Annotated in this window: 15 protein-coding genes; 8 read left to right on the top strand and 7 right to left on the bottom strand. The window is 37.9% G+C overall.

Annotated elements, in window-relative coordinates; translation table 11 throughout:
- Nucleotides 1–20 precede the first annotated feature (20 nt).
- Nucleotides 21–446 (bottom strand): hypothetical protein, encoded by a 426-nt coding sequence (locus tag ACG9ZL_RS09970; RefSeq protein ID WP_336952731.1) that lies wholly within the window; start codon nucleotides 444–446, stop codon nucleotides 21–23.
- Between the two features lie 146 nt (nucleotides 447–592).
- Nucleotides 593–1,912, bottom strand: coding sequence for an MFS transporter (locus tag ACG9ZL_RS09965; protein ID WP_336952729.1), 1,320 nt, complete (start codon nucleotides 1,910–1,912; stop codon nucleotides 593–595).
- Nucleotides 1,913–2,367: 455 nt separating this feature from the next.
- Here ACG9ZL_RS09965 and ACG9ZL_RS09960 point away from each other — a divergent pair, with 455 nt between their 5' ends.
- Both ACG9ZL_RS09960 and glpD read left to right on the top strand, forming a co-directional pair.
- A complete protein-coding gene (locus tag ACG9ZL_RS09960; RefSeq protein WP_336952728.1) occupies nucleotides 2,368–3,123 on the top strand; it encodes a DeoR/GlpR family DNA-binding transcription regulator in 756 nt (251 codons plus the stop codon).
- A gap of 166 nt (nucleotides 3,124–3,289) precedes the next feature.
- Nucleotides 3,290–4,819, top strand: a complete 1,530-nt coding sequence (glpD, locus tag ACG9ZL_RS09955; RefSeq protein ID WP_419359900.1) for a glycerol-3-phosphate dehydrogenase — start codon at nucleotides 3,290–3,292, stop codon at nucleotides 4,817–4,819.
- Nucleotides 4,820–4,855: 36 nt separating this feature from the next.
- On the opposite strand, the gene ACG9ZL_RS09950 is transcribed toward glpD, so the two are convergent.
- From ACG9ZL_RS09950 to ACG9ZL_RS09940, 3 genes are all read right to left on the bottom strand, one after another.
- On the bottom strand, nucleotides 4,856–5,566 hold the full coding sequence (locus ACG9ZL_RS09950; protein WP_419359898.1) for a phospholipase D-like domain-containing protein: 711 nt from the start codon (nucleotides 5,564–5,566) through the stop codon (nucleotides 4,856–4,858).
- Between the two features lie 76 nt (nucleotides 5,567–5,642).
- Nucleotides 5,643–6,521 carry an ATP-grasp fold amidoligase family protein gene (locus ACG9ZL_RS09945; RefSeq protein ID WP_336952724.1) on the bottom strand — a complete coding sequence of 293 codons (879 nt, stop codon included), beginning with the start codon at nucleotides 6,519–6,521 and terminating at the stop codon, nucleotides 5,643–5,645.
- Nucleotides 6,522–6,714: 193 nt separating this feature from the next.
- Complete coding sequence (locus ACG9ZL_RS09940; RefSeq protein ID WP_336952722.1) at nucleotides 6,715–8,547, bottom strand: phosphoenolpyruvate carboxykinase (GTP); 1,833 nt, start codon at nucleotides 8,545–8,547, stop codon at nucleotides 6,715–6,717.
- A gap of 407 nt (nucleotides 8,548–8,954) precedes the next feature.
- On the opposite strand from ACG9ZL_RS09940, the gene ACG9ZL_RS09935 reads away from it, so the two are divergent.
- The 5 genes from ACG9ZL_RS09935 to ACG9ZL_RS09915 all read left to right on the top strand — a co-directional run bounded on the left by ACG9ZL_RS09935 (nucleotide 8,955) and on the right by ACG9ZL_RS09915 (nucleotide 13,138).
- Complete coding sequence (locus ACG9ZL_RS09935; RefSeq protein ID WP_336952720.1) at nucleotides 8,955–9,893, top strand: diacylglycerol/lipid kinase family protein; 939 nt, start codon at nucleotides 8,955–8,957, stop codon at nucleotides 9,891–9,893.
- Nucleotides 9,874–10,662 carry a metallophosphoesterase family protein gene (locus ACG9ZL_RS09930; RefSeq protein ID WP_419359896.1) on the top strand — a complete coding sequence of 263 codons (789 nt, stop codon included), beginning with the start codon at nucleotides 9,874–9,876 and terminating at the stop codon, nucleotides 10,660–10,662. The genes ACG9ZL_RS09935 and ACG9ZL_RS09930 overlap by 20 nt, the downstream gene beginning before the upstream one ends.
- A 172-nt stretch (nucleotides 10,663–10,834) precedes the next feature.
- Complete coding sequence (locus ACG9ZL_RS09925) at nucleotides 10,835–11,125, top strand: co-chaperone GroES (protein WP_004722444.1); 291 nt, start codon at nucleotides 10,835–10,837, stop codon at nucleotides 11,123–11,125.
- 79 nt (nucleotides 11,126–11,204) lie between these two features.
- Nucleotides 11,205–12,839, top strand: a complete 1,635-nt coding sequence (gene groL / locus ACG9ZL_RS09920) for a chaperonin GroEL (RefSeq protein ID WP_004819670.1) — start codon at nucleotides 11,205–11,207, stop codon at nucleotides 12,837–12,839.
- Nucleotides 12,840–12,994: 155 nt separating this feature from the next.
- Nucleotides 12,995–13,138, top strand: a complete 144-nt coding sequence (locus ACG9ZL_RS09915; protein WP_419359894.1) for a lipoprotein — start codon at nucleotides 12,995–12,997, stop codon at nucleotides 13,136–13,138.
- 353 nt (nucleotides 13,139–13,491) lie between these two features.
- Here ACG9ZL_RS09915 and ACG9ZL_RS09910 read toward each other — a convergent pair whose 3' ends face one another.
- Together ACG9ZL_RS09910 and ACG9ZL_RS09905 are read right to left on the bottom strand one after the other, a co-directional pair.
- Complete coding sequence (locus ACG9ZL_RS09910; RefSeq protein ID WP_004819673.1) at nucleotides 13,492–13,866, bottom strand: diacylglycerol kinase; 375 nt, start codon at nucleotides 13,864–13,866, stop codon at nucleotides 13,492–13,494.
- Nucleotides 13,867–14,005: 139 nt separating this feature from the next.
- Nucleotides 14,006–15,154, bottom strand: coding sequence for a glycerophosphodiester phosphodiesterase (locus ACG9ZL_RS09905; protein ID WP_419359892.1), 1,149 nt, complete (start codon nucleotides 15,152–15,154; stop codon nucleotides 14,006–14,008).
- A 273-nt stretch (nucleotides 15,155–15,427) separates the two neighbouring features.
- Here ACG9ZL_RS09905 and ACG9ZL_RS09900 point away from each other — a divergent pair, with 273 nt between their 5' ends.
- Nucleotides 15,428–18,526: a multidrug efflux RND transporter permease subunit gene (locus ACG9ZL_RS09900; protein WP_419327629.1), complete on the top strand. Its 3,099-nt coding sequence runs from the start codon at nucleotides 15,428–15,430 to the stop codon at nucleotides 18,524–18,526.
- The last annotated feature ends 70 nt before the right edge of the window (nucleotides 18,527–18,596 follow it).

Genomic DNA, 18,596 nt, shown 5'->3' with positions numbered 1-18,596 from the left:
TGATTTACACCTATCTAAAATCAAGAACAGGTATAACGTACAACATGTAAAGTGCTTGGACGGGTATCTAATGCTTGGCGTGTTGCATAATCTTCACTGTTATTTAGACTTGGTGTATTAGAAAGCCCAAATGATGTACGGCTATGTCCAAGTTGAACGCCAGCCTGATCTTTTGCTATTTGCGGATTGATAATTTCATTGGTGCTTAATACAGAAATTTTATAGTTTTTGTTTGCACCCAAAACTTTTTGACATGCACGCTGTAATTTATCAGCATCCAAATCACGATCTGCACGACCTGAAAGGGTGTATGCCAGTGTTGCACTATCTGCTGTTTGATTTTCAATCTGATAACCTGTTACGCCATTGTATTGACGAGGGGTTGTTTGACATGCAGATAAAGCTAAAACGATTAATCCTAAACCTGCATAAGTGATTTTTTTCATCTTTTAAAGTCCTAGCTTTTTGAATTATTTTTAGTATGCCATAGCTTTGCAATTTTCACGATAAGTGAATTGCGTAAATAAAACAGCTTTTTCATGTAAATAAAAAAGCTGTTTTAAATGAATTAGATTGCAAACTATAGTTTGAATTAATCATCCGTAATCAGGCTATGTTTTTTGCTATCTTTCATAAAAACATAGGTGATTAGAGATAAACTGATCATAAAGGTAATGTAATAGAAGAAATAGTTTTCATGCCCAGCATTTTTAAAGCTTAACGCAACTAATTCAGCCGTACCACCAAACACAGTGTTGGCAAGTGCATAAGGTAAGGCTACACCTAAAGCACGAATATGCGGTGGAAATAATTCAGCTTTTACAACCGCATTAATGGCTGTATATCCAGTTACAATGACCATACCACTCATACATAAGAAGAAAGCCGTTTTAGGATCCGTTGTCGAGCCTAAACTATTGAAAATAGGAACGGTAAATAACACACCGAGTACACCAAAAGTGATCATAATCGGTTTACGACCAATTTTGTCAGAAAGTGCACCCACTGCAGGCTGAATCAACATAAAAATAAAGATTGCGGCTGTGGTAATTTCAGTTGCGGTGGTTTTTTCAAAGCCAGAAGTGTTAACTAAATATTTTTGTAAATAAGTCGTAAATGTATTGAAAGCTAAGGTGCCGCCCGCAGTTAGCATAATCACTGTAAATGCTTGTTTAGGATACTTGGTGAATAAAGCCAAAGCACCAGATGTTTCACCGCCATTTTTTGCTTGTTGTTGCGCTTGTTTAGATGATTCTGTTTCAACGAGACCACGACGAATCCAGAACACAACAATTGCGAGTAATGCACCAATAAAGAAAGGAACACGCCATCCCCAAGCATGTAAGGATTCTTCAGAAAGATTATGTTGCAGGATAATCAGTACGCAGAGTGCAAGTAATTGACCTGAGATCAGAGTAACATATTGGAAACTTGAGAAAAAGCCACGATGATTTTTACCCGCCATTTCAGTTAAATAGGTGGCACTTGAGCCATACTCACCACCAACACTTAAACCTTGTAATAAACGCGCAAATAAAAGCAGTGCAGGAGCAAACATCCCAACTGAATCATAAGATGGCGCACAAGCAATGATTAATGAGCCAATACACATCAATGAAACAGAAAGTGTTAAGCCGGCTTTGCGACCTTTACGGTCAGCATAAATGCCCATGATCCATGCACCGATCGGACGCATTAAAAAGCCTAAAGCGAAAACTGCAGCAGCTTGGAGAAGTTTGACGGTTTCATTACCTTCAGGAAAGAACACAGGCGCAAAATAGAGGGTAAATGCGGCATATACATACCAATCATACCATTCGACTAAATTACCAGCTGAGCCACCTAGTATAGATTTGAAACGAGTTTTTCTATCAAGTTGCGAAGTGGCAGCTTGAGGAGATGAATTGGACAAGGCAATTCTCCAAAAGAATATGCAAAATACAGCCTGTTTAACTTTCATTTTGGATGAAAATCAAAGAAGAAAATCAAACAGAGAGAATTTAAGTAAGTATGACGAGGGGATACAAATAATTACAATGGTCGTTATACGCTTGAATGAAAGCAGACCTTATTAGACTTTGGTCTTAGCTGTGTTGAGAGCTCATTATTGTTCCAAGATGAGAAATTCTATAAATAAATGAATATTTTTTTAAAACAGGCATTTAATTTTAAATATTTTATAAATTATAAGAATTTATCTCAAAGTTAAAGCCTATTTATTTGCGTCTAAATGTATGGAATATAAACAATTTAGTAAGCTGAGTTGGATGAATTTAAGAATTTAATCTAGTCGTACAGTAAGTAGTCATGCTATTTATAGTAGCTAAATGTTCATTTTTGAAAATAAAACAATAAGGTTTCACATCTATGGACTTAATGATTCGACAACAGCAAACATTAGCATTGGTTAAGGCTCGGGGCTACATCAGTATTGATGAGATTGCACAGCATTTTGCAGTTACCCCGCAAACTGTACGGCGAGATATCAATCAATTGGCAGATGCCGGACTATTACGTCGTTATCACGGTGGTGCTGCAGTAGACTCAAGCGTTACCAATACAGCATATAGTCAACGGATCAGCCATAATTTAGCTGCAAAACAGCGCATTGCAACAGCTGTTGCAAAAGCAATTCCAGATCATGCATCTTTGTTTATCAATATTGGTACAACGACCGAAGCTATTGCCCATGCTTTATTGCAACATCGCGGTTTAAAAGTGATTACCAATAATTTAAATGTGGCAAAAATTTTGAGTATTAACGATGATTTTGAAGTGCTGATCGCCAGTGGGAAAGTGCGCCCTGATGGAGGCGTGATTGGGCAAGCCACCTCCGAATTTTTTAAGCAGTTTAAAGTTGATTATGCCTTGATTGGTATCAGTGGAATTGATGAAGATGGAACGATGCTCGATTTCGATTTTCAAGAAGTGTCAGTCTCGCAAGAAATTATTCTAGGTGCTCGGCAGGTATTTTTAGCAGCAGATGAGAGCAAGTTCGGTCGCCATGCAATGATGCGCTTAGGCCATCTTTCTGAAATAGATCGGCTTTTTACCAATAAAACCCCCACTGAAAATTATTTAAAACAAATTCATGCAGCAGAAGTAGCTTTAACTGTGGTTTAGGCTAAGTTTTAAACCCATAGTGAAAACATGATAAACGTGAAATTGATCATTTTTTGATAGACATTGATTAAAAAACTATCTATTATTTTCTTAAATGAAAACAAATGAAAATATATTTTCAAAAATGATTGTGAATATATGCAAATGATCAAAGGTGGTGGCGTTTATGACACAAATCAATGAGCAACAAGCTTACTATGATATTGCTGTAATTGGTGGTGGAATAAATGGTGTTGGTATTGCCAATGATGCTGCTGGGCGTGGTTTATCTGTGTTCTTGTGTGAAAAAGATGATTTAGCCAGCCATACTTCGTCTGCAAGCAGCAAGTTGATTCATGGTGGTCTGCGTTATTTGGAACATAAAGAATTTCGTTTAGTCCGAGAGGCTTTAGCGGAGCGAGAAGTCTTACTAGCAAAGGCACCACATATCATTCGCCCTATGCGTTTTATCATGCCACATCAGCCTCATTTACGTCCTGCTTGGCTGATTCGTACGGGTCTGTTTTTATATGATCATTTGGGTAAAAGAGAGAAGCTTGCAGGTTCACATTTGGTTGAGTTTGACCCTAATACCAGCCCACTAAAAACAGCGTTCAAACGGGGTTTTGAATACTCAGATTGTGCTGTAGATGATTCACGCTTAGTGATTTTAAATGCAATGCAAGCACGTGAGAAAAATGCCACTGTGGTGACCCAAACACGTTGTATTTCAGCACAACGAGAACATGGCTTGTGGACTATTCAGTTTGAAAATGAACAGGGTATTTATCACATACAAGCGAAGGCTTTGGTCAATGCTGCAGGACCTTGGGTTGCACAATTCATTAAGCAAGAGCTTCAGTTAAAATCACAATATGGGATTCGTTTAATTCAAGGCAGTCATATTATTGTGCCGAAAATCTATGACGGTGATAAAGCCTTTATTATGCAAAATGATGATCAACGTATCGTGTTTGCAATTCCTTATCTCAATCAATACACCATGATTGGCACAACTGACCGTGAATATTTAGCAGATCCGAATAATGTTGAAATTAGTCAGCAAGAGATTGATTATCTGCTTGATGTATCCAATGATCATTTTAAAGTGCAACTAACTCAAGCCGATATTATTCAGACATTCTCAGGGGTACGCCCGTTGTGTGATGATGAGTCTGATAATCCAGCAGCAATTACCCGTGATTACACTTTGGCTTTATCGCAAGATCATGAAAATGATGCACCATTACTTTCTGTGTTTGGTGGGAAGTTAACCACCTATAGACGCTTGGCTGAATCTGCAATGGAGCATTTGCAGAAGTTTTTCCCTAAAGCTGGAAAACCTTGGACTGGAAAATCCTTGTTGCCAGGTGCTGAGAATTTAATCTCTGTTGATGGGTTAGTTTTAGAAATTCAAAATAAAATCAAAGGGCTTAATCATGAAACTTCAAGCCGCTGGGCACATGCCTATGGAACCTATACATGGAAATTTTTAAATCATTCGACATCTGTTCATGAACTTGGTCAAGATTTTGGACATGGTTTATATGCCCAAGAGGTTGATTATTTGGTTGATCATGAGTGGGCGATCACCAGTCAGGATATTTTAAAGCGCCGTACCAAGTTATATTTAAAATTTACAGAAACTGAAATTCAAGTACTGGATGAATATTTGCTTGAATTGCATGAACGCCGCGTACAGAGAAATGTTGCCTAAGCAAAAATGGAAGTATATTGCTTTGCTGAGGATGTGTTATGACCAATCAAAGGTATATAAAACGCGTCGGGTTTCAGGTTGGTAATACAATAAAATCGAATCTGCACCATGTGAACAATATTCCCAACCTGCAACAGCTGCAATAAAATAATAACGATTGCTATCGCGATCAGAAATATGAACTTCTTCATCATCACGGTCTGCGTTGATGTAGCGTAAATCAAAATGTTGATCAATCGGATAAGTCCAGTTTCCACCGCCACATTCGCCGCCTAATTGGTCAAGCAAGGTTGTTGGAGAATTATTTTGATATTCAATGCGTGATGTTGAAATGATTTTTCCAGTTTCGGCAAAGCGCTGTTTAAGCTGCAAGTAATCTTCATGCATTTCTTTGTGATGGGTTTTTAGATCAGCCTCGCAATCAGGATTTTCTAAAGCAAAATATCTTTTGTTTACTAACCATTCATATTGATTTTGTTGATTTAATTGCATATTGAACCAATTTTCATTGGCAAAAGTATCTGAAAATTCTGTGGTATCACTTCCGATATAGCCTTCATAAGGTTCAATAGCATTCAGCAAATGAATTTTTCCTTGCCATGCAGTATTTATTGCGGATAAATCAAATGAAATAAGCGGAAGTAAATGCTGTGCTAGAAATAGACTTGAAGGGGCGAAGACGACTTCATGGTCAGGTAACAATGTTAGATAAGGTTGAGCTGTGGTGATGTTTTTAATAGGTGTCATTACGCTTATTTTTAGATCATTGAATGATTAGATTAAATCATAAAAAAGACCGAACTCGTCGGCCTTTTTGCTCGGTTTAGTCAGTTAGCCATAAAGCGCCTAATTTTTCATCCCACTCACTTGGGGTGATGACCATACGACCTGCATTGGGGGTTAAGGTAATCTCACTGAAGAAAACATCGTCTTGAGATAATAAGAAATCAATTCGGCTATAACCATATTTAAAACAAAGATCTTCTGACAATTGAAGCATTTTATTTAATTTTTGCGGTCGTGCTAAACAGCTTGGCGTATTGTTTTTTAGATCAACGGTAAAGGGTTGCAGAATCCAAGATGTGTCATACATATTTGAATAATCTATACCTTTGCTATCTTGTACATCGACTTCGAGATATCGAGGCTGACCTTCAAAACAATGAACACGACATGTTGTAATTGTGAACTTATTGTTTTGATCAGTAAATAAATCAATATGTTGTTCGGCCAAAATTAAAGGAACAATATCTTTGTAATGCCATTCTCGTTTTCTAAAATACATATTTTGTTTAAGGTGGTGATTGAGTTTGTGCTGCGCTTTTTTGATATCAAATTGCGCTTTATCGTTACAGACAATCGCACTGCCACTGTCATGATTGCATTTTAAAACAAACTTGTTGGGAAGTTGATTAAAGTCAATTTCCTCAAAGCATTTATATACGCCAATCAGTGGAACGAAATGGGAACAACAAATTTTATCTGAAATGATTTCTCGTACTGCAAATTTATCCGCCAATTTTGTATGTAAGGGTACTCTTTCATAGATCATTCTGGCGGTGACTTTTTCATTGAAACTTTTAGGCTGATCAAAGTTCGGGGTATAACCCAATTTAGCAATAAATCTTTTGGTGAGATAGCGTCTATCTGAGACAAATTTGGCTCTAATCACTTTTGCCGAATAAATAATATTTTCAATCATGATTAAAAAAAATCAATAAAATAATGAATGTTTGAATTATAGAGAAAATATGAATTTTGTATATGGAAATAGTAATCATTTATATTTTTATTACATAATTGTAATGAATATCTAAACAATAAAGTGAAAAGAATCACTTTAATAACAAAAAGACCGCTATATGGCGGTCTTTTTGTATCACTTAATCAGAGGACTAAGCAGATTTCTTAACAGCTTCTAAAAGCTCATTTTGACGAGTTTTAAGTGCAGCTGGTAAACGTTCACCAAGTTTATCAAATAACTCAGTGTGGCTTTCAATTTCTTTGATCCACTGATCTTTGTCTTGAGAAGTCACAAGATTAAATTGGTCTTTAGTGAAGTCAGAACCTGTCCAGTTCAATTGCTCATAGGTTGGAACAAAACCAATTGGTGTTTCTACTGCTTCAGCACGACCTTCACAACGGTCAATGATCCACTCAAGCACACGCATGTTTTGACCAAAACCAGGCCAAACAAAGTTGCCTTCAGCATCACGACGGAACCAGTTTACGTTATAAATACCTGGAAGTTTATTGCCCGCAGCTTTTGCTTTAGCACCAACTTCTTCGCCCATTTCTAACCAATGAGAGAAATAGTCAGCCATGTTGTAGCCAGCAAATGGAAGCATGGCAAATGGGTCACGGCGTACAACACCTTGTTGACCTACTGCAGCTGCAGTTGTTTCAGAACCCATTGTTGCTGCTTTATAAACACCATCAACCCAGTCAAAAGCTTCTGAGATTAAAGGTACTGTATCTGCGCGACGACCACCGAAGATGAATGCAGAAATTGGTACGCCAGCTGGATTTTCCCAGTCAGCATCAATAGAAGGGCATTGACCCGCTGCAACTGTGAAGCGAGCATTTGGATGCGCTGCTTTTTCACCAGCAACATGTGGTTGGCCTTTCCAGTTGGTTAAATTAGCAGGCGCTTCTTTGGTTAGACCTTCCCACCATACGTCACCGTCATTTGTTACAGCAACGTTTGTATAGATGACATCTTTGTGAAGTGTCGCCATGCAGTTTGGATTTGTTTTGATGTTTGTACCAGGTGCTACACCAAAGAAACCAGCTTCAGGGTTGATTGCATATAAGCGACCATCTTCACCTGGCTTGATCCAAGCAATATCGTCACCTACAGTTTCAATTTTCCAACCTTCATAACCCGCTGGTGGAATCAACATCGCGAAGTTGGTTTTACCACATGCAGATGGGAATGCCGCTGCAATGTAATGTTTCTCACCTTGTGGATTGGTCACACCAAGGATCAACATGTGTTCAGCTAACCAGCCTTGTTGACGACCCATAGATGATGCAATACGTAAAGCAAGGCATTTTTTACCCAATAATGCGTTACCGCCGTATCCTGAACCGTAAGACCAGATCTCACGAGTTTCTGGATAATGCACGATATATTTTTCAGGGTTACAAGGCCATGCAACATCTTTTTGACCTTCAGCCAACGGAGCGCCAACAGTATGTACGCAAGGAACATAATCGCCATCTGTACCCAGTACATCATAAACAGCTTTACCCATACGAGCCATTTTACGCATACTTACAGCAACATAAGGAGAATCTGTAATTTCGATACCGATGTGAGCAATGTGAGAACCTAAGGGCCCCATAGAGAATGGAACCACGTACATTGTACGTCCTTGCATTGCACCATCAAACAAACCGTTAAGGCGAGTACGCATCTCAGCAGGAGCTTCCCAGTTGTTTGTCGCACCAGCATCTTCTTGTTTTTCAGAGCAGATGTATGTACGACCTTCAACACGCGCTACGTCAGACGGATCAGAATTCGCTAAATAAGAACCAGGATGTTTTTCTTGGTTCAACGCTTGCATAGTGCCGTTAGCGATCATCAAGTCGATGTAACGTTGATTCTCTTCTTCGCTTCCGTCACACCATTCAATTTTTGCAGGTTTAGTTAATTTAGCAATTTCTTCAACCCATGCAATGAGCTTGGGATGACGAACGAATTCTGGTGCGTTCACTTGGGTCATGGTGAGGCCTATCTAAAATATGTACAATTTTGTGTACAAATAATAATCTGAATGAAGGGATACTACATTCAAATTTAAGTATGAAAAAAAGTGGTGGTATTAAAACATATATTCATAAAAAAAATAAGACTAAAGGCTTAAAAGATACTAATGCTTGAATTTTTACTAAGTGTTTGATTTTTATTGTCTAACATTGATTATTGTTTGATTTTTATTAGTATTTTAAAGCGGAATGTAGGGTATTTTAATTGTAAATAATAATATTTTACAATAAGTTGAAATTATAAGATTTACTAAATTAATTATTGATTTAATAAATGGGCATAATTCGAATTTTACATAAAGGTGCTTTTATTTGTTTAGAAAATCGACGAAATTAGTGCAAATACTTCAAAATAATCAAGCTTATGGACACAGAACTCAAGCCTCTTTCAATGATTTACAATGAAAAGTCAGGTTTTCATGCCAATCAGAAAGATGATATTTATGAAAAACTCATGACCATCTGGACTTCACATGGTTTTGAAATTCAAGTTTTTGATATCAGTTCAGAGCCTGATATAAAAACCCTGATGCAAAAAATCATTCAACGTCATGCACAGTACTCAGATTGCGGTGTCATTGTCGCTGCAGGTGGTGATGGTACGTTGAATGCAGTCGCCTCGCAAATGTTAAATCAAAAAATTCCTATGGGAATACTACCTTTGGGTACTTTTAATTATGTGGCGCGTGTTCTACATATTCCCCTGAATATTTTGGAGGCAGCAAATGTGATCGCCACAGGGGAGCCGCGTGCATCACATGTGGCCTGTATCAACGATCAAATTTATCTAAATAATGCCAGTTTAGGTTTATATCCTTTATTTATTAAAAAACGTGAAGAATATAATCGTAAGTTTGGACGCTTTCCTTTAAATGCTTACACGTCTGGTTTGGATGTACTGATCCGTGACCGTAAAGAACTCAAATTAGAGATCGAAGTAGATGGACAAAAGTATCCTGTAAAAACACCACTGATTTTTTTTGGTAATAATCAACTGCAATTAAAAGAATTGAATTTAAAAATTTCAAAATGTGCAGAGGTGGGTGAGATTGCCGGTGTGGTGATCGCCAAAGGAGATAAAGCCACTTTATTTAAAACCTTGTTTCAAACCATTCGTGGAAAATTGGAAAACGCTTCCGATGTGTATAGTTTTGGTGCACAAAAAGTCATTGTTTATTCAAAAAAGCCTAAACTGACCGTTGCTGTCGATGGAGAAATTGTTTCAATGACGACCCCATTAACCTTACACGTAGAAAAAAATGCTTTAAAAATTATGGTGCCGCATGTTATTGCATCTGTCTGATCTACATTTTGGTACTGAGCGTCCAGAGTGTATACGAGCGATTCAAAAGTTTTGTACTGTGCATAAACCAGAAGTGGTTGTGGTGAGCGGTGATTTAACTCAACGTGCTAAATTTAAAGAGTTCTATGCATGTAAACAGTTTTTAGAATCGCTAAAAATCCCTTATTTTGTGGTGCCTGGCAATCATGATATTCCTTTATATCATGTCTGGAATCGTGCCTTTAGACCATTTGGCTTATATCAACTGTTCTTTGGTAGTTTAGAACGCACTTTATTTACAGAGCATTTTTATTTAATTGGCATGAACAGTATTCGTCGGCGTTATCATACACGCGGGCATATCTCATTTGAGCAAATTCAAAATGTAAATCAGTTGTTGGTCAATGCACCGAAAAATAAATTAAAAATAATTGTTAGTCACCAACCTTTTTATACTTCAAATGAAGATCATCACTTAAAAGATTGTCCTGCTTTAGGGCAGTTTGCCATTAAAGAATGGGGACAACATCAACTGTATGCTTTATTACATGGTCATTTACATTTAGTTGCGGTCTATGATTTGAATCAAGCCTTTGCGCTAAATTTAAAGCAACCGGTTTATGAAGTTCATGCGGGTACAGCAGTTTCTCGACGCTTACATAAAAATATGCCAAACAGTTTTAATGTGATTCATCAAAATGGTGAGTTTGAGCATTATTTTTTTGATGAGCAATTACAAGATTTTATTGCGAAAAATGAGCTGAAAAATTCTGAATCAGAGCTGATTTGATACAAAAGAAGAAAAAACGTACAAATTAAATAAATTTTTTTTCATTTTCCCCTTGAAGCGTTTATTTCCATCCCCACAAATGTGACATACAAATATTTTGTCGATGACCTAGGAATAAGAAGTCATCTTCGCTGAGTAATCAATGACATTTAAAATGTCTATGGAGTTAGAAATGAGCAAGATTCGTCCTTTACATGACAACGTTGTTATTCGCCGTGTTGAAAAAGAAACTAAAACAGCAGGTGGTTTAATTTTAAGTACTTCAGCAGCTGAACAACCTGCTCAAGGTGAAATCCTTGCTGTAGGTAATGGCAAAATCACTGATAATGGCGTACGCGCTTTAGACGTGAAAGTGGGCGATAACGTATTATTTGGTGCTTACGCAGGTACTAAAGTTAAAGTTGATGGAGAAGAACTTCTTGTGATGAAAGAGTCTGATATTTTAGCGGTATTGGAAGGTTAATCTTCTGCCGTTCAAATGAGTTTTCATCCAAAACATATTGGTCAAAATTTAAAATTTATAAAGATATCTGGAGTTTAGTATGTCAGCTAAAGACGTAAAATTTGGTGATTCAGCGCGTTCAAAAATGATCGCCGGTGTAAACGTACTTGCAGATGCAGTAAAAGTAACTTTAGGTCCTAAAGGGCGTAACGTTGTTATTGATCGTTCTTTCGGTGCACCACACATCACTAAAGATGGTGTAACTGTTGCTAAAGAAATTTCTTTAAAAGATAAATTCGAAAATATGGGCGCGCAATTGGTTCGTGAAGTTTCTTCAAAAACCAATGATATCGCAGGTGATGGTACAACAACTGCAACTGTACTTGCTCAAGCGATCTTAAATGAAGGGATCAAATCTGTAACTGCGGGTATGAACCCAATGGATTTGAAACGTGGTATCGACCTTGCGGTTAGAGCTGTTGTTGAAAATATCAAAGCAACTGCTAAACCAGCTTCTGATACCAAAGCAATTGAACAAGTCGGTTCGATTTCGGCAAACTCTGATGAAACTGTAGGTAAGTTGATTGCGCAAGCAATGGAACGCGTTGGTAAAGAAGGCGTGATTACTGTTGAAGAAGGTTCAGGCTTTGAAGATGCGCTTGATGTTGTAGAAGGTATGCAGTTTGACCGTGGTTATATCAGCCCGTACTTTGCAAACAAACAAGATACTTTGACTGCTGAACTTGAAAATCCATTCATTCTTCTTGTTGATAAGAAAATTGGTAATATCCGTGAATTGATTACAGTTTTAGAAGCTGTTGCAAAAACAGGTAAACCATTACTCATCATCGCTGAAGATGTTGAGGGTGAAGCACTTGCAACACTGGTTGTAAACAACATGCGCGGTATCATCAAAGTATGTGCGGTTAAAGCGCCTGGTTTTGGTGATCGTCGTAAAGCAATGCTTCAAGATATCGCGATCTTGACAGGTGCTACTGTGATTTCTGAAGAAGTGGGTATGTCTTTAGAACAAGCAACGCTTCAAGATTTAGGTACTGCACATAAAATCACGATTTCTAAAGAAAATACTGTGATTGTTGATGGTGCTGGTGATGCAAATCAAATTGCTGAACGTGTAACTCAAATTCGTGCTCAAATCGAAGAATCAACATCTGAATACGATAAAGAAAAACTTCAAGAGCGCGTAGCTAAACTCGCTGGCGGTGTTGCTGTAATCAAAATTGGTGCTGCAACTGAAGTTGAAATGAAAGAGAAGAAAGACCGTGTAGATGATGCGCTTCATGCAACGCGTGCTGCGGTTGAAGAAGGTGTTGTTGCAGGTGGTGGTGTTGCGTTGGTACGTGCAGCTAAAGTACTTGACGGTCTTGTTGGTGCAAATGATGACCAAACTGTAGGTGTGAACATCCTTCGTCGTGCGATTGAAGCGCCACTTCGTCAAATCGTATCTAACGCTGGCGATGAGCCATCTGTTGTGATCAATGCAGTGAAAAGCGGTGAAGGTAACTTTGGTTACAACGCTGCAACTTCACAATATGGTGATATGTTAGAAATGGGTATCCTTGACCCTGCTAAAGTAACGCGTTCTGCACTTGAGCACGCTGCATCTGTTGCTGGTTTGATGTTAACAACTGAATGTATGATTACTGATATCCCAGAAGACAAACCTGCTATGCCTGATATGGGTGGCATGGGTGGTATGGGCGGTATGATGTAATATCGTTTCAATCTCAGATCACAAAAAATCCCCGCTTTTATGCGGGGATTTTTTATGCAAGTTACTTTATTCTTGTTTTTTGTAGATTTATTATTATCCTTTTCTACTATTCGGTAAATATAAATACAATACGAAAATTGTGAGGGGGGAGTAAAATGAAAAGATTAATTTTCATTATTGTAATTAGCCTGGTGTTAACTGGATGTTTAAGTATGATGGGGCAACGACTTGAAACTAGAAATGATTTAATGCAGTCTTCGGTAGGCGAGACAGAAGAAAAAATGGGGACCACCATCTAGAAGTTATACAGTTCCGAGTGGCGCTAAAATTATTTCTTATAATGATGATTAGGGTTCTTGTGTTGAAAAATTTATGCTAGAACGCGGTAAAGTGACCAAATGGGGATATACCAATTGTTCAATGAATCTCAATCGGCCTGATAAAATAGACAAGAAAACACCAATTCCAAAACCTTCACTTTAATGAATTATTTATAGAAATAATTTTAAGAGATAAGGAATTTCGTCAAGTTAAAAATATCACAGTGCTTTGACTTGATTAACACAGCAAAGAGAAATTAGGCTTTTATAAATTGACATTTTACGCTCGGTGGAATGTTAATGTTCTCTCTAACTGATTTAAAAACAATAATTTATCTAAAAAGAATAATCACCCAAGTAAAGAAAATAATTGCTTGAGCTACAAACTGCGCAGCACTTCCCATATCTTTGGCATTTTTAGACAGTGGATGGCGTTCTAAAGAAACTCGATCAACGACAGCTTCTAATGCTGAATTAAACAGTTCTACAATGATTGCCAATAAGCACACAGCAATCATCACTGCTTGTTCAACAGAAGAGACATCAACGAAGAATGTAATCGGAATTAAAACAATATTAATCCAAACAATCTGACGGAAAGCAGCTTCATTTTGATATGCAGCTTTAAATCCTGCTAAAGAATAGCCAGTTGCATTGAGAATGCGTTTGAAACCCGTCGTACCCTTAAATGGAGAATAATCACTCATACATCAAAGCAGCTAAATTTTTAAAAAGTGTATTATTTTAAACTTAAATGGGGATTAATTTTAAACAAAAAGCACTAAGTTTAGAAAAAATTAAGCAAACATTTGAATCGTTTGCTTAATTTTTTGAATAAATCAGATGTTACTTTGCATTTGGATTGGTTTTTAAGTACGCATCCAAAGCTTTACGACCCAGCGCAGGATCATCGGTAAATACACCGTCCACACCAGCTTTAAAATACATCTCATATTCTTTATTCGCGCCAGCTTCACAACGCTTGGCTGCATCTGCTTCACCAGTACTACATTTTAAATTGTTGGCAAGGAAATTATTTTCAGGACGGAAAGTATATGGATGGACTTTTAAGTTCACAGCATGAGCATCTGTAACAAAAGAAGAAGGTGCAGTATAGCTATCATTAAAAATATACGGTTTCCATGGACCAACACCATCAGCATATTTGGCAACTTCTTTTAAACCTTGTGCTGTGGCCATATCACCATAGGTGGTTTTAATCCCTTGTACGACATAATCTGCTGGACTGATTTTCTTATCATCATAAAGCTGAATAATTTTGGCATGCTTTAAGCTTTTATGGGCTGTCAATTGGTCTTTAAAGTACTTTAAATTATTTACTTCAAATGACTGTAGATAAATCGGTGCAATTTCACGGCTATATTGGTACTTTGCCAAAGTTTTAAGCAATGGATCTTCCATGGCTAAATTTAGTTTTTGAAAATATGTTGGGTGCTTGGTTTCAATATAGAGCCCAACCACCTTACCAGTTTTTTTATAATTCTTTTCAGCCAGTTCAATGATCTGCTCAAGGGTGGGAATATTAAATTGGTCATTGTATTGGGTATTGTTCGGGCGTAACGCTGGGATACGCTCACGTGCTTTAAGTTGATTCAATTCATTTAAAGTAAAGTCTTCAGTAAACCATCCCGTTAACGATGTCCCATCGATGATTTTTGTTTTCTTACGATCTGCAAATTGGCTGAATGTACTGACATTGGTTGTACCGCCAATTTCATTTTCATGACGTGCAACCAAAACCCCATCTTTAGTCGATACTAAATCTGGTTCAATAAAATCAGCACCATCATCAATGGCTTTTTGATAACTTTCAAGGGTATGTTCAGGACGTAAAGCACTGGCTCCTCGGTGACCAACGATAATAATTTTTGGTTCCTTGTATTCGGGCGTGACGTTATCTATAGTTTTATCGTCATCATTACAAGCAGTTAATAAGGCCATGATACTTACCAATAACCCAGTATTTTTAATCATATTTCTCTCAAATTCTTATAAGTAAACTGAGCGTAGTGTATGTGGTTAAATTGACACTGTGATGACATCAAGATACAAGATGATGAAATCTTTTTTGTAGATTTACGATCCGAAGAAATGAATTCTTCACAGTTTCTTCATATTTAAACTTATCATTCGCTTTTCTGTTATTTTTCCTTGAGTTTTTAGTTCAAGTCACAGAATATCCATATAAAGCAGATTTAATTGTTCGAACAGCTTTAACCTCAATCCTTTGACACAGAACCTACTCTGATGCTCTCTAAATTTTTTATTCAACGTCCTATTTTTGCCTGTGTACTCGCAATTATTGTTATGGCTTTAGGCGTATTTTCAGTCTTAAATTTACCTATAGAGCGATACCCTGATATTGCTCCACCACGAATTACTGTTTCGACAACATATACAGGCGCAGATGCTGAAACGGTTGAAGAGAGTGTTACACAGGTTTTAGAACAACAAATTAAAGGGATCGACCATCTACTGTACTTTAGTTCGAGTAGTGACTCATCAGGTCGTGCTAGAATTAGTATCAGTTTTGAAAATGGAACTGACCCAGATACCGCACAAGTACAAGTACAAAATAGCATTAATGGCGTACTTAACCGTTTACCTGACGATGTACAGCGTCAAGGTGTAACGGTAAATAAATCACTTGGCGATACATTTATGGTGGTGGGTTTATATGATGAAACGGGTAAAAGTAACAATATCGAGTTAGGTGACTATTTATCTGATCATATAGAACAAGAATTATCACGGATTGAAGGGATTGGTGAAGTTGATGTATTTGGCTCACAATATGCCATGCGAATTTGGCTCAATCCGAATTTGCTTCGACAATATCAATTGATGCCCAGTGATATTCGGACAGCAATTGAGGCACAGAATACACAGGTTGCCGCTGGTGGTGTAGGCGATTTACCAGTAACTGCTGACCAATATTTAAATGCAAAAGTCACTGCTGGTTCACGTTTAAGAACTGTGGACGAATTTAAGAATATTATAGTCAAATCCAATACCGATGGAGGCTATATCTATTTAAAAGATGTGGCGCGTATTGAATTGGGCGCAGAAAACTACCAATCTTTTAATACCATCAATGGTTATCCTTCATCAGGTATGGGGATTTCTTTATCCTCAGGTGCAAATGCACTAGCAACATCGGCATTAATCAAAGCCGAGTTGGCAAAGATTTCTGAAAAACTACCACAAGGTTATAAGATTGTTTATCCACGTGATAATACGCCGTTTGTGCAAGAATCCATTAAAGAGGTGGTAAAAACATTATTAGAAGCCATCGTATTGGTGGTTCTGGTCATGTTTATTTTCCTACAAAGCTGGCGTGCAACGTTGGTTCCTACTATTACTGTTCCGATTGTAATTTTAGGTACTTTTGCGGTACTCAATGTGCTCGGCATGAGTATTAACACATTGACTTTATTTGCCTTAGTGTTGGCAATTGGTCTGTTGGTCGATGATGCGATTGTTGTGGTGGAAAATGTCGAGCGTTTGATGCATGAGCAGGGTCTAACTGCAAAACAGGCATCTATCGAGTCTATGCAGGAAATGACAGGGGCTTTGATTGGAATTACAGTGGTCTTGACGGCTGTATTTATCCCGATGGCATTCTTTACGGGTTCAACAGGTGTGATTTATCGTCAATTCTCCATTACCTTAGTGGCGGCAATGGCCTTGTCACTGTTGGTTGCATTGATATTAACCCCTGCACTGTGTGCCATTATTTTAAAACCGAACCCCAAACCCATGCGTTGGGCCACTTGGTTTAATCGCAAACTTGAAAATCTAAGACAACGTTATATTCGACTGATTCAAAAGACCTTAAATTTGAAATGGGTGGTTTTGACGATTTTTGTGGCTTTGATTGCTGTGTTTTCACTGATTTATCGGACTTTACCTACTAGTTTTATTCCAAGTGAAGATCAGGGTATGTTGAGTGTACAGTTCCGTTTAGCCGATGGTGCACCGATGTCAAGTAGTCAGGTGGTTGGAGAAAATATTCGAAGATATTTCCTTGAAAATGAAAAACAAAATGTAGATATTGTATTGATTCGTTATGGGCGTAATTTTTCAGGTACAGGACAAAATTTAGGAACAGGCTTTGTAGCCTTAAAGCATTGGGATGATCGGTCAGGTACACAAAATTCTGCGCAAGCAATTCGTGAACGTGCAACAAAATATTTTAGTCAAGATCGCAATGCTCGGATTACAGTGAGTTTGCCTGCTTCTGTAAATGGTTTGGGAGATAGTGATAGCTTAGAATTCTGGATTCAGGATATTAATGGTCAAGGTCGAAAATATTTAGACCAACAATTCAATACATTGCAGGCGCAAGCCAAACAGTTCCGATCCTTTGAGAATCTGGATAAAAAGTCCAATCCCGATAAATCTAAGTTAAAAGTTGATGTTAATCAAAAATTGGCATTGGCAAATGGACTGAGTCAAACCGCGATTAACAACACCTTGTCAGCAGCATGGGGTGGTTCTTATGTAAATGACTTTATTGATCGTGGGCGAATTAAACGAGTAATGATGCAGGGCGATGCAGAATTTCGTTCCAAGCCAGAAGACCTACAGGTATGGACGGTGCGTAATGCACAGAACCAGATGGTGCCATTTAGCAATTTCGCAACAACGCGCTGGGAAGGTGGGCCAGATGTAGTGAATCGTTTCCAAGGTTATACCGCCTTGCAAATGGAAGCCAATGCTGCGGCGCATACTAGTTCAGGTCAAGCCATGAAAGATATTCAGACCTTGATTAGTCAACAAGAGGGAATAGATGTTGCGTGGAGTGGCTTGTCATTTGAAGAACAAAAATCCAGTAGCCAAGCATGGTTACTCTATTTGATTTCAATCGGCTTTATTTTTCTTTGTCTAGCAGCTTTATATGAAAGTTGGTCGATTCCAACTGCTGTGATTGCGGCAATTCCTTTGGGGATTGGAGGCAATATTATTTTCAGTAAATTGATAGGTTTTCCAAACGACATTTATTTTCAAATTGCATTGTTGACCACGATTGGTTTGTCTTGTAAAAATGCGATTTTGATTGTTGAGTTTGCTGCTCTGTCTCAGGAAAAAGGTAAAACAGCTATTGCAGCTGCATTAGAAGGTGCAGGGCTGCGGTTACGTCCAATTCTAATGACATCATTAGCCTTTGGTGCGGGGATTATCCCATTGGTTGTTGCATTTGGTGCAGGTGCTGCCAGCCGTCAAGAAATTGGTGTAAGTGTGTTAGGTGGAGTGATCTTTGGAACGGTTTTGGTTTTACTGTTTATCCCATTTATGTATGTGTTGGTTCGCTCAATTTTTAAATCAAAAGCACCCTCTGGGTAATGGTGTCGATTGATGGCCTTAGCTTGATCAATGTTCTTAGATGAGGATTGATCAAGCTTAAAATCATACA

This window comes from Acinetobacter legionensis, assembly GCF_048551735.1.
Taxonomy (GTDB): Bacteria; Pseudomonadota; Gammaproteobacteria; order Pseudomonadales; family Moraxellaceae; genus Acinetobacter.
The sequence above is the reverse complement of the archived record's forward strand: the minus strand, read 5'-3'. Positions and strand labels throughout refer to the sequence as shown.

Bases quoted from the DNA above. Each gene is read 5' to 3' on its own strand.
- ACG9ZL_RS09970 (WP_336952731.1), bottom strand. From the start codon at position 446: ATGAAAAAAATCACTTATGCAGGTTTAGGATTAATCGTTTTAGCTTTA.
- ACG9ZL_RS09960 (WP_336952728.1), top strand. From the start codon at position 2,368: ATGGACTTAATGATTCGACAACAGCAAACATTAGCATTGGTTAAGGCT.
- glpD (WP_419359900.1), top strand. From the start codon at position 3,290: ATGACACAAATCAATGAGCAACAAGCTTACTATGATATTGCTGTAATT.
- ACG9ZL_RS09950 (WP_419359898.1), bottom strand. From the start codon at position 5,566: ATGACACCTATTAAAAACATCACCACAGCTCAACCTTATCTAACATTG.
- ACG9ZL_RS09945 (WP_336952724.1), bottom strand. From the start codon at position 6,521: ATGATTGAAAATATTATTTATTCGGCAAAAGTGATTAGAGCCAAATTT.
- ACG9ZL_RS09940 (WP_336952722.1), bottom strand. From the start codon at position 8,547: ATGACCCAAGTGAACGCACCAGAATTCGTTCGTCATCCCAAGCTCATT.
- ACG9ZL_RS09935 (WP_336952720.1), top strand. From the start codon at position 8,955: ATGGACACAGAACTCAAGCCTCTTTCAATGATTTACAATGAAAAGTCA.
- ACG9ZL_RS09930 (WP_419359896.1), top strand. From the start codon at position 9,874: ATGTTATTGCATCTGTCTGATCTACATTTTGGTACTGAGCGTCCAGAG.
- ACG9ZL_RS09925 (WP_004722444.1), top strand. From the start codon at position 10,835: ATGAGCAAGATTCGTCCTTTACATGACAACGTTGTTATTCGCCGTGTT.
- groL (WP_004819670.1), top strand. From the start codon at position 11,205: ATGTCAGCTAAAGACGTAAAATTTGGTGATTCAGCGCGTTCAAAAATG.
- ACG9ZL_RS09915 (WP_419359894.1), top strand. From the start codon at position 12,995: ATGAAAAGATTAATTTTCATTATTGTAATTAGCCTGGTGTTAACTGGA.
- ACG9ZL_RS09910 (WP_004819673.1), bottom strand. From the start codon at position 13,866: ATGAGTGATTATTCTCCATTTAAGGGTACGACGGGTTTCAAACGCATT.
- ACG9ZL_RS09905 (WP_419359892.1), bottom strand. From the start codon at position 15,154: ATGATTAAAAATACTGGGTTATTGGTAAGTATCATGGCCTTATTAACT.
- ACG9ZL_RS09900 (WP_419327629.1), top strand. From the start codon at position 15,428: ATGCTCTCTAAATTTTTTATTCAACGTCCTATTTTTGCCTGTGTACTC.